The sequence below is a fragment of the Ottowia sp. genome (assembly GCF_016703145.1).
GTDB lineage: Bacteria > Pseudomonadota > Gammaproteobacteria > Burkholderiales > Burkholderiaceae_C > Ottowia.
Window position 1 is genome coordinate 706,813 of record NZ_JADJCO010000002.1, and the last position, 13,606, is coordinate 720,418.

The window sequence follows — 13,606 nt, forward strand, 5'->3', positions numbered from 1 at the left end:
GGCATCGTGTTCTGAGATGAATCGGGCTCCAGCCAGCGCGGATATTACGTCTGCAGCTATAAAACAAGGAGTAATCTCATGAGCATGTTCAACAAAGTCACCAAGTCCTTCCAGTGGGGCGACAAGACTGTCGTCATGGAAACCGGCGAGATCGCCCGCCAGGCCAGCGGCGCCGTGCTGGTGGACATCGACGGCACCGTGGTGCTGGCCACCGTGGTGGCCTCCAAGACCGCCAAGCCGGGCCAGGATTTCTTCCCGCTGACCGTGGACTACATCGAGAAGACGTACGCCGCCGGCAAGATCCCCGGCAGCTTCTTCAAGCGCGAGGCCAAGCCCAGCGAGCTGGAGACGCTGACCAGCCGCCTGATCGACCGCCCGATCCGCCCGCTGTTCCCCGAAGGCTTCCTGAACGAAGTGCACGTGGTGATCCACACCGTGTCGCTGAACCCCGAGGTGGACGCCGACATCGCCGCCATGATCGGCGTCAGCGCCGCGCTCACCATCTCCGGCATCCCGTTCAACGGCCCCATCGGCGCCGCGCGCGTGGGGTACATCAACGGCGAGTACATGCTCAACCCCGGCCCGACCGCGCGCAAGAGCAGCCAGCTCGACCTGGTGGTGGCCGGCACCGAGGCCGCCGTGCTGATGGTCGAGTCCGAGGCCTACCAGCTCTCCGAGGACGTGATGCTGGGCGCCGTCGTGTTCGGCCACGAACAGGGTCGGGTCGCCATCAACGCCATCCACGAGCTGGCGCGCGAGGCCGGCAAGCCGCTGTGGACCGAGACCGGCACCTGGGCGCCCGAGGCCAAGGACGAGGCCTTCATCGCCAGGATCAGCGCGCTGGCCGAGGACAAGCTGCGCGCCGTGTACCAGATCCGCAGCAAGCAGGCCCGCACCCAGGCGCTGCGCGAGGCCAACGCCAGCGTGTTCGAGGCGCTGAAGGCCGAAGGCGCCGAGTTCGACACCGGCAAGGTCAGAGACCTGCTGTTCACCATCGAGGCAGGCATCGTGCGCAGCCAGATCCTGGCCGGCGAGCCGCGCATCGACGGCCGCGACACGCGCACCGTGCGCCCGATCGAGATCCGCAACGGCGTGCTGCCGCGCACCCACGGCTCGGCGCTGTTCACGCGCGGCGAGACGCAGGCGCTGGTGGTCACCACCCTGGGCACCGAGCGCGATGCGCAGCGCATTGACGCGCTGGCCGGCGAGTTCGAGGACCGTTTCCTGTTCCACTACAACATGCCGCCCTTCGCCACCGGCGAGGTGGGCCGCATGGGCTCGGCCAAGCGCCGCGAGGTGGGTCACGGCCGCCTGGCCAAGCGCGCGCTGATCCCGCTGCTGCCGCCCAAGGACGAGTTCCCCTACACCATCCGCGTGGTCAGCGAGATCACCGAATCCAACGGCTCCTCGTCGATGGCCTCGGTGTGCGGCGGCTGCCTGTCGCTGATGGACGCCGGCGTGCCCATGAAGGCGCATGTGGCGGGCATCGCCATGGGCCTCATCAAAGAGGGCAACCGCTTCGCCGTGCTGACCGACATCCTGGGCGACGAGGATCACCTGGGCGACATGGACTTCAAGGTGGCCGGCACCACCAACGGCATCACCGCGCTGCAGATGGACATCAAGATCCAGGGCATCACCAAGGAGATCATGCAGGTCGCCCTGGCCCAGGCCAAGGAAGCGCGCATGCACATCCTGGGCAAGATGCAGGAGGCCATGGGCGAGGCCAAGACCGAGATCAGCAGCTTCGCGCCCAAGCTCTACACGATGAAGATCAACCCCGAGAAAATCCGCGACGTGATCGGCAAGGGCGGCGCGGTGATCCGCGCGCTGACCGAGGAGACCGGCTGCCAGATCAACATCGAGGAAGACGGCACCATCACCATCGCCAGCACCGATGCCGCCAGGGCCGACGACGCCAAGCGCCGCATCGAGCAGATCACGGCCGAGGCCGAGGTGGGCAAGGTGTACGAGGGCCCGGTGGTCAAGATCCTGGACTTCGGCGCGCTCATCAACATCCTGCCCGGCAAGGACGGCCTGCTGCACATCAGCCAGATCGCGCACGAGCGCGTCGAGAAGGTGACCGACTATCTGCAGGAAGGCCAGGTCGTGCGCGTGAAGGTGTTGGAGACGGACGAAAAAGGCCGCATCAAGCTGTCGATGAAGGCGCTGCTCGACCGCCCCGCGCGCGAAGAGCGCGGCGAGCGTCCGCCGCGCGCTGAGCGCGAGGAGCGCGCGGTGGCCGCCGAGAGCGTCGACGCCGGCCATCAGCAGCAATGATCGCTATTGTTTGAATAGCTGGTGGCGTAGATTGGATGCGGGCTAGAGGCCAAAAAGACCATGAAATGCATCGAGATCCGTGAATACGGCGCCCCCGAGGTGCTGGTGCTCGCCGAACGCGCCGCGCCGGTGGCCGGCGCCGGCGAGGCGCTGATCCGCGTCATGGCCTCGGGCGTGAACCGGCCGGACGTGCTGCGGCGCATGGGTCACTACCCGGTGCCGCCCGGTGCGTCGGATCTGCCGGGGCTGGAAGTGGCCGGTGTGATCGCGTCCGGCGACGAGGCCGCGCTGCGCGCGGCGGGCCTGGCCGTGGGCGACCGCGTCTGCGCGCTGGTGGCCGGCGGCGGCTACGCCGAGTTGTGCGTGGCGCCGGTGGCGCAGTGTCTGCCGGTGCCGCGGGGCTTCACCGACGCCGAGGCCGCGTCGCTGCCCGAAACCTGCTTCACCGTCTGGAGCAACGTCTTCGACCGCGGTCGCCTGCAGGCCGGCGAAACCCTGCTGGTGCAGGGCGGCACCAGCGGCATCGGCGTGACGGCCATCCAGATGGCCAAGGCGGCGGGCGCCATCGTCATCGCCACGGCGGGCAGCGAAGACAAGTGCGCCGCCTGCCTGAAGCTGGGCGCCGACCACGCCATCAACTACCGCGAAGCCGATTTCGCCGAGGAAGCCCGCCGGCTGACCGGCGGCCGCGGCGTGGACGTGATCCTCGATATGGTGGCGGGCGACTACGTGAAGCGCGAGGTCGAGTGCCTGGCCGAGGATGGCCGCCTGGTCATCATCGCCGTCCAGGGCGGCGTGAAGTCCGGCTTCGACGCCGGGCTGGTGCTGCGCCGGCGCCTGGTCATCACCGGCTCCACGCTGCGCCCGCGCCCCATTGCGTTCAAGGGCGCCATCGCGCAGGCGCTGCGCCAGCACGTGTGGCCCTGGCTGGCCGAAGGACGCATCCGGCCCGTCATTCACAGCACGTTTCCCGCCTTGCAGGCGGAAGGCGGGCTGCCCAGCGGGGCGGCGCGCGCGCACGCGCTGATGCAGAGCAACCAGCACGTGGGCAAGATCGTATTGACCTGGGGTTCGTCATGACCAAAAAACTGATCGCGGGCAACTGGAAGATGAACGGTGGCCTGGATGCCAACCAGGCGCTGGTGCTGGAATTGCTGGCCGGTATCGGCCAGCCCGCGTGCGACGTGGCGGTCTGCCCGCCGGCGCCCTACCTGGGCCAGGTGCAACTGCTGCTGGCGGGCTCCAAGGCGGTCGAACTGGGCGCGCAGGACGTGTCTCGGCACGAGCGGCGCCTACACGGGCGACGTGTCGGCGGCGATGCTGAAGGACTTCGGCGTGCGCTACTGCATCGTCGGCCACAGCGAGCGCCGCCAGCACCAGGCTGAGAGCGACGTGCATGTGGCGCTCAAGGTCCAGCGCGCGCTGGCCGCCGGCATCACGCCCATCGTGTGCGTGGGCGAGACGCTGCGCGAGCGCGAGGAGGGCATGACCGAGTTCATCGTCAAGCGCCAGCTTTCGGCGGTGGTCCACCTCAACGGCCATTGCATCAGCGAGATCGTGGTGGCCTACGAGCCGGTGTGGGCCATCGGCACCGGCCAGACCGCCACGCCCAGCCAGGCCCAGCAGGTGCACGCCGTGCTGCGCGCGCAGCTCAAGGCCGCCACCGAGCATGCCGAGCGCGTGCGCATCCTCTACGGCGGCAGCATGAACGCGGCCAACGCGGCCGAACTGCTGGCCCAGCCCGACATCGACGGCGGGCTGATCGGCGGCGCCTCGCTGAAGGCGCCGGACTTTCTGAAGATCGTGGCCGCCGCCGGCTGAGGGCGTGCGCCAAGTGCTATTGATTTTGGAGTAATCGAATGAATTTCGTGTTGAACCTGGTGCTGGTGCTGCAGATCCTGTCGGCGCTGTGCATGGTCGGCTTGATCCTGATGCAGCACGGCAAGGGCGCCGACATGGGCGCGGCCTTCGGCAGCGGCGCGTCCGGCAGCCTGTTCGGCGCCAGCGGCAGCGCCAACTTCCTGTCGCGCGCCACTGCAGGGCTGGCGGTGGTGTTCTTCGTCTGCACGCTGGCCCTGGCCTACTTCGGCTTCAGCATCCGCACCGAGCCGTCGGGCGGCAGCGTGCTGGATCGCGCCGCGGTCAGCGCGCCCGCAGGGGAGGCGTCCGGCGCTTCGCCGGCGGCGTCGGCCGCCGCCGCGGCGGCCATTCCGTCGGGTGCGCCGCCCGCGGTCGGCACCAGCGCGGCCGTGCCCGCCGTCCCGGCATCGGGCGCCGCGCAGATCCCGACGAAATGAGCTGTCATCAAGGTGATCCGAAAACCGCTGCCATCGGCTGTAACCGGCGGTTTTCCGGGTAAACTCCGCCACGCTCAGGGCACTTGCAAGGCCAACTTCAAGTGGGTCTTCGCCCGGGGTACAAAAGCCGTCGTGGTGAAATTGGTAGACACGCTATCTTGAGGGGGTAGTGGCGAAAGCTGTGCGAGTTCGAGTCTCGCCGACGGCACCAGAAATACAAGACGCCAAGGGGCTCAATGCCACCGAGGTAACCGAATCAGAGCGCACGATGAATCTCGCCGAGTACCTTCCTGTTCTGCTCTTCATCCTGGTGGGCCTGGGCGTCGGCGCGCTGTGTCTGGGCATGGGGGCGTTCCTGAAGCCCCACAAGGCCGACGCGGCCAAGAATTCTCCTTACGAGTGCGGCTTCGAGGCGTTCGAGGACGCGCGCATGAAGTTCGACGTGCGCTATTACCTCGTCGCCATCCTGTTCATCCTGTTCGATCTGGAGATCGCCTTCCTGTTTCCATGGGCCGTGGCGCTCCAGGAGGTGGGCATGACCGGATTCGTCGCCGTTCTCATCTTCCTGACCATTCTGGTCGTGGGCTTCGTCTACGAATGGAAGAAGGGCGCCCTGGATTGGGAGTGATGCGCCTCTTTGAAGCCAGTCACCGGAACCTCGCACATGAATGATCAGCTTCAGCAAAAAGGCTTTCTGCTCACCGGCATCGACACGGCGGTGAACTGGGCCAAGACCGGTTCGCTGTGGCCGGTCACCTTCGGCCTGGCCTGCTGCGCGGTGGAGATGATGCACGCGGCCGCCGCCCGCTACGACATCGCGCGCTTCGGCGCCGAGGTGTTTCGTGCCAGCCCGCGCCAGTCCGACCTGATGATCGTTGCCGGCACGCTGTGCAACAAGATGGCGCCGGCGCTGCGCAGGGTGTACGACCAGATGGCCGAGCCGCGCTGGGTGCTGTCCATGGGGTCCTGCGCCAATGGTGGCGGCTACTACCACTACAGCTACTCGGTGGTGCGCGGTTGCGACCGCATCGTGCCGGTGGACGTGTATGTGCCGGGCTGTCCGCCCACGGCGGAGGCGCTGCTCTACGGCATCATCCAGTTGCAGCAGAAGGTGCGCCGCACCAACACGATCGCCAGGGTGTGAGCATGACCGACTACGCCATTGCCCCCGACACCCTGAAGGACACGGTCGCTGCCGCACTGGGCGACCAGGCGCTGCACGTGACCGTGGCGCTGGGCGAGGTGACGGTGACCGTCGCGCCCGACCGCTACCCCGCTGCCATGAAGACGCTGCGCGACGCGGCAGGCTGCCGGTTCGAGCAATTGCTCGACTTGTGCGGGGTGGACTATTCGGCTTACGGCGATGGCCGCTGGGAGGGCGCCCGGTTCGCCGTGGTGTCCCACCTGCTGTCCGTCAGCCTGAATCAGCGTCTGCGGGTGCGCGTGTTCTGCGCCGACGACGAGTTTCCGGCCGTGTCTTCGGTCGCCGACCTCTGGAACTCGGCCAGTTGGTTCGAGCGCGAGGCCTTCGATCTGTACGGCATCATGTTCGAGGGGCACACCGACCTGCGCCGAATCCTGACCGACTACGGCTTCATCGGCCACCCCTTCCGCAAGGACTTCCCGCTTTCGGGCCACGTCGAGATGCGCTACGACCCCGAGCGCCAGCGCGTGATCTACGAGCCGGTGTCGATCGAGCCGCGCGAAATCACGCCCCGCGTGATCCGCGAGGACAACTACGGCGGATTGCACTGAGCCGCAGGCGAGTCACATTTCCATGGCCGAGATCAAAAACTACACCCTGAACTTCGGACCGCAGCACCCGGCCGCGCACGGCGTGCTGCGCCTGGTGCTGGAACTGGACGGCGAGGTCGTGCAGCGCGCCGACCCGCACATCGGCCTGCTGCATCGCGCGACCGAGAAGCTGGCCGAGTACAAGACCTTCATCCAGTCGCTGCCCTACATGGACCGTCTCGACTACGTGTCCATGATGTGCAACGAGCACGCCTACTGCCTGGCCATCGAGAAACTGCTGGGCATCCAGGTGCCGATCCGGGCGCAGTACATCCGCGTGATGTTCTCGGAGATCACGCGCATCCTCAACCACCTGATGTGGCTGGGCTCGCATGGCAACGACTGCGGCTCGTCCACCATCCTGATCTACACCTTCCGCGAGCGCGAGGATCTGTTCGATGTCTACGAGGCGGTGTCGGGCGCGCGCATGCATGCGGCCTATTTCCGTCCGGGCGGCGTCTACCGCGACCTGCCGGACACGATGCCGCAATACAAGGCCAGCAAGATCCGCAATGCCAGGGTGATCGACGATCTGAACGTCAATCGCCAGGGTTCACTGCTCGACTTCATCGAGGATTTCACCCGGCGCTTCCCCAAGTGCGTGGACGAGTACGAGACCCTGCTCACCGACAACCGCATCTGGAAGCAGCGCACCGTGGGCATCGGCGTCGTGACGGCCGAGCGCGCGCTCAATCTGGGATTGACCGGCCCCATGCTGCGGGGTTCGGGCATCGCCTGGGACTTGCGCAAGAAGCAGCCGTACGACGTCTACGATCAGGTCGATTTCGACGTTCCCATCGGCAAGACCGGTGACAGCTACGACCGCTACCTCGTGCGCGTGCAGGAGATGCGCGAGTCCAACCGCATCATCAAGCAATGCGTGGATTGGCTGCGCGCCCATCCCGGCCCCGTGATCGTGGACAACCACAAGGTCGCGCCGCCCTCCCGTGAGGCGATGAAGACCAGCATGGAAGAGTTGATCCACCACTTCAAGCTCTTCACCGAAGGCATGCATGTGCCCGAGGGCGAAGCCTATGCGGCGGTGGAGCACCCCAAGGGTGAGTTCGGCATCTACCTGATCAGCGACGGCGCGAACAAGCCCTATCGCTTGAAGATCCGGCCCCCCGGCTTTGCCCACTTGGCTGCGTTGGACGAATTGGCCAAGGGCCACATGCTGGCTGACGCCGTGGCCATCATCGGCACGCTGGACATCGTGTTTGGAGAGATCGATCGATGAGCGCATCCGCCGTTTCCGTGGCTTCAATGCCCTTGTCGGAGGCCACGCGCGCACGTTTTGCGCGCGAGGTCGCCAAGTACCCGCCGGAGCGCAAGCAGTCCGCCGTGATGGCGTGCTTGGCCATCGTGCAGCAGGAGCAGGGCTGGGTCACCCCTGAGAGCGAGGAGGCGATTGCCGACTATCTGGGCATGGCGCCCATGGCCGTGCAGGAAGTGACCACGTTTTACAACATGTACAACCAGAAGCCGGTGGGCCGCTTCAAGCTGAACGTGTGCACCAATGCACCGTGCATGTTCGCCGGTGGCCCGCAGGCGCTGGAGCATCTCTGCGGCAAGCTGGGCGTGGAGCCCTATGGCACCACCGCCGACGGCGTGTTTACCGTGCAGCCCAGCGAGTGCCTGGGTGCCTGCGGCGATGCGCCCGTGATGCTGGTCAACGACCGGCACATGTGCAGCTTCATGTCCAACGACAAACTCGACCAGTTGGTCGAGGGCTTGCGCGAGGCGGAGGACTGAGCCATGGCGCGTGTAAATGACATCCTCGCGCAGTTCCAGGCCAAGGGCGTTGAGACCTGCTTCCATGGCCGTCACATCAACCCGCAGATTTGCGCCGATCTGAACGGCAGCAACTGGGGGCTGAAGGACTACGAGGCGCGCGGCGGCTACGCGGCCTTGCGCAAGATTCTGGGCCGGGACGGCGGAGCCGGGATGACGCAGGACGAGGTCATTGCCGAACTCAAGGCTTCGAGCCTGCGCGGGCGCGGCGGCGCGGGCTTTCCGACGGGGTTGAAGTGGAGCTTCATGCCGCGCAACTTCCCCGGGCAGAAATACGTGGTGTGCAACTCTGACGAGGGCGAACCCGGTACCTTCAAGGATCGCGACATCCTCATGTACAACCCGCATGCGGTGATCGAGGGCATGGCCATCGCGGGCTACGCCATGGGCGCCAGCGTGGGCTACAACTACATCCACGGCGAGGTTTTCCAGGTCTACGAGCGCTTCGAGGCCGCGATCGAGCAGGCGCGCGAGGCAGGGTTCCTGGGCCAGGGCCTCATGGGCAGCGCGTTCAGCTTCCAGTTGCAAGCGCACCATGGCTTCGGTGCCTACATCTGTGGCGAAGAAACTGCGCTGCTCGAATCGATCGAAGGCAAGAAAGGGCAGCCTCGGTTCAAGCCGCCGTTCCCTGCCAGCTTTGGCTTGTACGGCAAGCCGACCACGATCAACAACACCGAGACGTTTGCCGCGACGCCATGGATCATTCGCCATGGCGGCCCGGCGTACCTGGAGTGCGGCAAGCCGAACAACGGCGGGACCAAGATTTTCTCGATCCAGGGCGATGTCGAGCGTCCTGGCAACTACGAAATCCCGATGGGCACGCCGTTCGCCAAGCTGCTGGAACTGGCTGGCGGTATGCGCGGTGGCAAACCGCTGAAGGCGGTGATTCCCGGCGGTTCCTCGTCACCGGTGCTGCCGGCTGAACTCATCATGCAGTGCACGATGGACTACGACTCCATCGCGAAGGCGGGCTCCATGCTGGGCTCCGGCGCGGTCATGGTGATGGACGATTCGCGCGACATGGTGGAGACGCTGCTGCGCCTATCGTATTTTTATATGCACGAATCCTGCGGCCAGTGCGCCCTGCCGGGAAGGCACGGGCTGGCTGTGGCGCATGGTCGATCGCATCCAGCATGGTCAGGGCAGCCGGAGGATCTGGCCAAGCTCGACAACGTGGCGGAGAACATCATGGGTCGCACGATTTGCGCGCTCGGCGACGCCGCGGCCATGCCGGTGCGCGCGATGCTCAAGCACTTCCGCCACGAGTTCGCGGCCAAGATCGAAGCCGCGCAGAAGCACCCCGCCTGAGCGAACGGAACCGGACTCTAAGCCCATGGTTGAAATCGAAATCGACGGCAAGAAGGTGGAGGTGCTCGAAGGCAGCATGGTCATGCATGCGGCCGAGAAAGCCGGCACCTACATCCCGCACTTTTGCTATCACAAGAAGCTGTCCATCGCCGCCAACTGCCGCATGTGCTTGGTGGACGTTGAGAAGGCTCCCAAGCCGATGCCCGCCTGTGCCACGCCAGTCACGCAGGGCATGATCGTGCGCACCCAAACCGGCAAGGCGCTCAAGGCGCAGAAATCGGTCATGGAGTTCCTGCTCATCAACCACCCGCTGGACTGCCCGATCTGCGACCAGGGTGGCGAGTGCCAACTGCAGGATCTGGCGGTGGGCTACGGTGATTCCGGTTCGCGCTACGAGGAAGAGAAGCGCGTGGTGTTCCCCAAGGACGTGGGGCCGCTGATCTCGATGAAAGAGATGAACCGCTGCATCCACTGCACGCGCTGCGTGCGCTTCGGCCAGGAGATCGCCGGGGTGATGGAACTGGGCATGGCCCACCGCGGCGAGCATTCCGAGATCACGACGTTCGTGGGCAATTCGGTGGATTCCGAGCTGTCCGGCAACATGATCGACATCTGTCCGGTCGGAGCGCTGACGAGCAAGCCGTTCCGCTACAGCGCCCGCACCTGGGAACTGTCGCGTCGCAAGAGCATCAGCCCGCACGACTCCACGGGTGCCAACCTGATCGTGCAGGTCAAGAACCACCAGGTCATGCGCGTGGTGCCGCTGGAAAACGAGGACGTCAACGAGTGCTGGATCGCCGACCGCGACCGCTTCTCGTACGAGGCGCTGAACGGCGAGGACCGCTTGACCAGGCCCATGCTCAAGCAGGGCGGCGAGTGGAAGGAGGTTGATTGGCAGACTGCGCTGGAGTACGTCGCCAACGGCCTGAATCAGATCAAGTCGGAGCATGGCGCGGAGCGCATCGGCGCCCTCGTCAGCCCGCACAGCACGCTGGAGGAGCTCTACCTCGCCGGCGCGCTGGTGCGCGGCCTGGGCAGCCAGAACATCGACCATCGCCTGCGGCACACGGAGTTCGCGCCGGCCGAGGGCGTGCGCTGGCTGGGCACGTCGATCGCCTCGCTGTCGCAACTGCAGGCGGCCCTGATCGTCGGTCCAACCTGCGCAAGGACCATCCGCTGTTTGCAGGGCGAATTCGGCAGGCAGCCCGCAACGGTGCAGCGGTGGCGGCTATTACTTCGGTAGCACTTCTCGGCCAGTCCGGGGCCTGGGCCATGCCCCTGGCGGCGGCCTCCATCGGCGAGCCCGGCGAGTGGGTTCAGTTGCTGGCCGACGTGGCGGCTGCCGTCGCGGGCGGCAAAGGCGACGTGGCGCCCGTGCCGGGCCAGGCGACCGAAGAGGCGCAGGCGATCGCCGAGGCCTTGCTGTCGGGCGAACGCAAGGCCATCCTCCTGGGCAACGCGGCGGCGCAGCATCCAGCGGCGTCCAGCCTGCTGGCGCTGTGCCAATGGATCGGCGAGCAGACCGGCGCCACCGTGGGCTACCTGACCGAGGCGGCCAACACGGTCGGCGCCCAGGCGGTGGGCGCTACCGAGCGCTGGCGGCCTGAATGCCGGCCAGATGCTGGCGGGCGGCCTGAAGGCGGCATTGCTGCTCCACTGCGAGCCCGGACCCGACAGCCGGGGCGTGGAGCTGAGCGGCTGCGACATGGTCGTCACGCTCAGTCCGTTCAAGGCCAACCTGGACGTCAGCGACGTGCTGCTGCCGATTGCGCCGTTCACCGGAGACATCGGGCACCTTCGTCAACGCGGAAGGCCGGGCCCAGGGCTTCCACGCGGTCGTCCGTCCGCTGGGTGAAACCCGTCCGGGGTGGAAGGTGCTGCGAGTCCTCGGCGACATGCTGGGCGTGGTCCAGCCTGCGTACCAGACCTCGCAGGAAGTGCTGGCGCAGGCGATGGAAGGCGCGGCCATGGGGTCGATCGCTGGCGAGCGCCTGAGCAACCGCACTTCCGCGCCCATCGAAGTCCGGCCGCAGCCGGTGGCGCTGCAGCCGGTGGGCATCTATCAGCTCGATGGCATCGTGCGCCGCGCGCTCTCGCTGCAGATGACGGCCGATGCGCGCCAGGGAGCCGGGGCATGATCGACGCGATCTACAACTTCGGATTGCACCTGTTCGCGGGCACGTGGTGGTCAGGCATCGTTTGGCCGGTGGTCTGGAACCTGATCAAGATCGTGGTGGTGCTGCTGCCTCTGATGGGCGCGGTGGCTTACCTGACGCTCTGGGAGCGCAAGCTGCTGGGCTTCATGCAGGTGCGCCATGGCCCCAACCGCACCGGTCCCTGGGGCCTGCTGCAGCCGATCGCCGATGCGGTCAAGCTCCTGACCAAAGGAGATCATCCAGCCCACGGCGGCGGCCAAGGGCCTGTTCTTCCTGGGGCCGCTCATGGCCATCATGCCGGCGCTGGCTGCCTGGGTGGTGATTCCGTTCGGGCCCGAGACCGGCGCTGTCCAACGTCAATGCCGGTCTGCTGGTGGTGATGGCAATCACTTCGATCGAGGTGTACGGCGTCATCATCGCCGGCTGGGCATCCAACTCGAAATACGCCTTCCTCGGCGCGCTGCGCGCCTCGGCGCAGATGGTGAGCTACGAGATCGCCATGGGCTTCTGCTTCCTGGTGGTGCTGATGGTGTCCGGGAGCATGAACCTCACCTGACATCGTGATGGGGCAGGCCAAGGGCATGGCCGGGCAAGGGCCTCGCTTTCCTTTCCTGGAACTGGCTGCCGCTGCTGCCGATCTTTCTGGTCTACCTGATTTCCGGCGTGGCGGAGACCAACCGCCATCCCTTCGACGTGGTCGAGGGCGAGGCCGAGATCGTGGCCGGCCACGGTCGAGTACTCGGGCATGGGTTTCGCCATCTTCTTCCTGGCGGAGTACGCCAGCATGTGGCTGGTGTCCATTCTGGCGGTGCTGATGTTCCTCGGCGGCTGGTTTGCCGCCCTTCGAGGCGCTGGGCTTCATCCCGGGGTGGATCTGGCTGGGCCTGAAGACCTTCGTGGTGGTGTCCATGTTCATCTGGATCCGCGCCACCTTCCCGCTTTCGCTACGACCAGATCATGCGCCTCGGCTGGAAGATATTCATTCCGGTCACGCTGGTCTGGCTGGTCATCGTCGGGGGCTGGCTGCTCAGCCCCTGGAACATCTGGCATTGAAGGGCAGGACAAGTCATGGCTTCCGTTGCTGCTTCACCTTTTTCGATCCGCGATTTCTTCAAGAGCTTCATGCTCGTGGAACTGTTCAAGGCATGGCCCTGACTGGCCGTTACGCGTTCAGCCGCAAGGTCACGATTCAGTTCCCGGAGGAGAAAACGCCCTTGTCGCGCGCTTTCGCGGCCTGCACGCCCTGCGCCGCTATGAGAATGGCGAGGGCGCTGCATTGCCTGCAAGTTGTGCGAAGCCGTGTGTCCGGCTTTGGCCATCACCATCGAGGCCGGCAGGGCGAGCCGACGGCTCCCGCCGCCACCACGCGCTACGACATCGACCTGACCAAGTGCATCTTCTGCGGCTTCTGCGAGGAAAGCTGCCCGGTGGACTCCCATCGTCGGACCACATCCTCGAATACCACGGCGAAGCGCGGCGATCTGTACTTCCAAGGACATGCTGCTGGCCGTGGGCGACCGCTACGAACCCGAAATCGCCGCAGCCAAGGCGGCGGACGCCAAAACCGCTGAACGCGGGCTTGCACTACCGATAAAGATTCATGGACGTCAGACCGGCTTCTTCTACGTGTTCTCCCTGGTGATGCTGTTCGCGGCATTCAGGGTGATCACGGCAACGCAACCGATGCATGCGGTCCTGTTCCTCATGCTGGCCTTCTCGCAGGCTGCTGGGATCTGGCTGCTGCTCAAGGCCAAGGTTCTTGCGGTCTGGTGCTGGTCTACCTGGGCGCGGTGATGGTGCTGTTCCTGTTCGTCGTGATGATGCTCGACATCCACATCGACAGCCTGCGGCGGAGCTTATAGCGCCACTTTCCGTTGGCGCTGGCGATCGGTGCCTGATCTCGCTGGAGATGGCCGTGTACTGTTCGGTGGCTTCCGGGCGGGGCGGGCGCCGGTGGTGCCGGAGACGGTCACCAACGCG

Annotated in this window: 9 protein-coding genes, 1 tRNA gene and 5 pseudogenes; all 15 read left to right on the forward strand. The window is 66.0% G+C overall.

Annotation, left to right across the window (positions count from 1 at the left end; translation table 11 throughout):
- Positions 1–78 precede the first annotated feature (78 nt).
- Positions 79–2,280 carry a polyribonucleotide nucleotidyltransferase gene (gene pnp, locus IPG65_RS03625; protein ID WP_293187904.1) on the forward strand — a complete coding sequence of 734 codons (2,202 nt, stop codon included), beginning with the start codon at positions 79–81 and terminating at the stop codon, positions 2,278–2,280.
- A 60-nt stretch (positions 2,281–2,340) separates the two neighbouring features.
- A complete protein-coding gene (locus IPG65_RS03630) occupies positions 2,341–3,360 on the forward strand; it encodes an NAD(P)H-quinone oxidoreductase (RefSeq protein ID WP_293187905.1) in 1,020 nt (339 codons plus the stop codon).
- A pseudogene (tpiA, locus tag IPG65_RS03635) lies at positions 3,357–4,101 on the forward strand (triose-phosphate isomerase). The gene IPG65_RS03630 and the pseudogene tpiA overlap by 4 nt, the downstream one beginning before the upstream one ends.
- 38 nt (positions 4,102–4,139) lie before the next feature.
- Positions 4,140–4,577, forward strand: a complete 438-nt coding sequence (gene secG / locus IPG65_RS03640) for a preprotein translocase subunit SecG (protein WP_293187906.1) — start codon at positions 4,140–4,142, stop codon at positions 4,575–4,577.
- A 126-nt stretch (positions 4,578–4,703) separates the two neighbouring features.
- Positions 4,704–4,788 (forward strand) — tRNA-Leu (locus IPG65_RS03645).
- Positions 4,789–4,845: 57 nt separating this feature from the next.
- Entirely contained in the window at positions 4,846–5,205 is a 360-nt protein-coding gene (locus IPG65_RS03650) for an NADH-quinone oxidoreductase subunit A (RefSeq protein ID WP_293187907.1), read from the forward strand.
- 36 nt (positions 5,206–5,241) lie between these two features.
- Positions 5,242–5,721, forward strand: a complete 480-nt coding sequence (locus IPG65_RS03655) for an NADH-quinone oxidoreductase subunit B family protein (protein WP_293187908.1) — start codon at positions 5,242–5,244, stop codon at positions 5,719–5,721.
- Between the two features lie 2 nt (positions 5,722–5,723).
- Positions 5,724–6,332 (forward strand): NADH-quinone oxidoreductase subunit C, encoded by a 609-nt coding sequence (locus IPG65_RS03660; protein ID WP_293187909.1) that lies wholly within the window; start codon positions 5,724–5,726, stop codon positions 6,330–6,332.
- A 22-nt stretch (positions 6,333–6,354) separates the two neighbouring features.
- The gene (locus IPG65_RS03665; RefSeq protein ID WP_293187910.1) at positions 6,355–7,608 is read left to right on the forward strand and encodes an NADH-quinone oxidoreductase subunit D; all 1,254 of its coding nucleotides are present in this window, start codon (positions 6,355–6,357) and stop codon (positions 7,606–7,608) included.
- Positions 7,609–7,634: 26 nt separating this feature from the next.
- On the forward strand, positions 7,635–8,123 hold the full coding sequence (locus tag IPG65_RS03670) for an NAD(P)H-dependent oxidoreductase subunit E (protein WP_293187950.1): 489 nt from the start codon (positions 7,635–7,637) through the stop codon (positions 8,121–8,123).
- Positions 8,124–8,126: 3 nt separating this feature from the next.
- Positions 8,127–9,470 (forward strand): NADH-quinone oxidoreductase subunit NuoF, encoded by a 1,344-nt coding sequence (gene nuoF, locus IPG65_RS03675; RefSeq protein WP_293187911.1) that lies wholly within the window; start codon positions 8,127–8,129, stop codon positions 9,468–9,470.
- 25 nt (positions 9,471–9,495) lie between these two features.
- A pseudogene (gene nuoG / locus IPG65_RS03680) lies at positions 9,496–11,608 on the forward strand (NADH-quinone oxidoreductase subunit NuoG).
- A pseudogene (nuoH, locus tag IPG65_RS03685) lies at positions 11,605–12,679 on the forward strand (NADH-quinone oxidoreductase subunit NuoH). Before nuoG ends, nuoH begins: the two co-directional pseudogenes overlap by 4 nt.
- A gap of 15 nt (positions 12,680–12,694) precedes the next feature.
- Positions 12,695–13,189, forward strand: a pseudogene (gene nuoI, locus IPG65_RS03690) (NADH-quinone oxidoreductase subunit NuoI); the annotation flags it as partial.
- Between the two features lie 78 nt (positions 13,190–13,267).
- Positions 13,268–13,606: pseudogene (locus IPG65_RS03695) on the forward strand (NADH-quinone oxidoreductase subunit J); the annotation flags it as partial.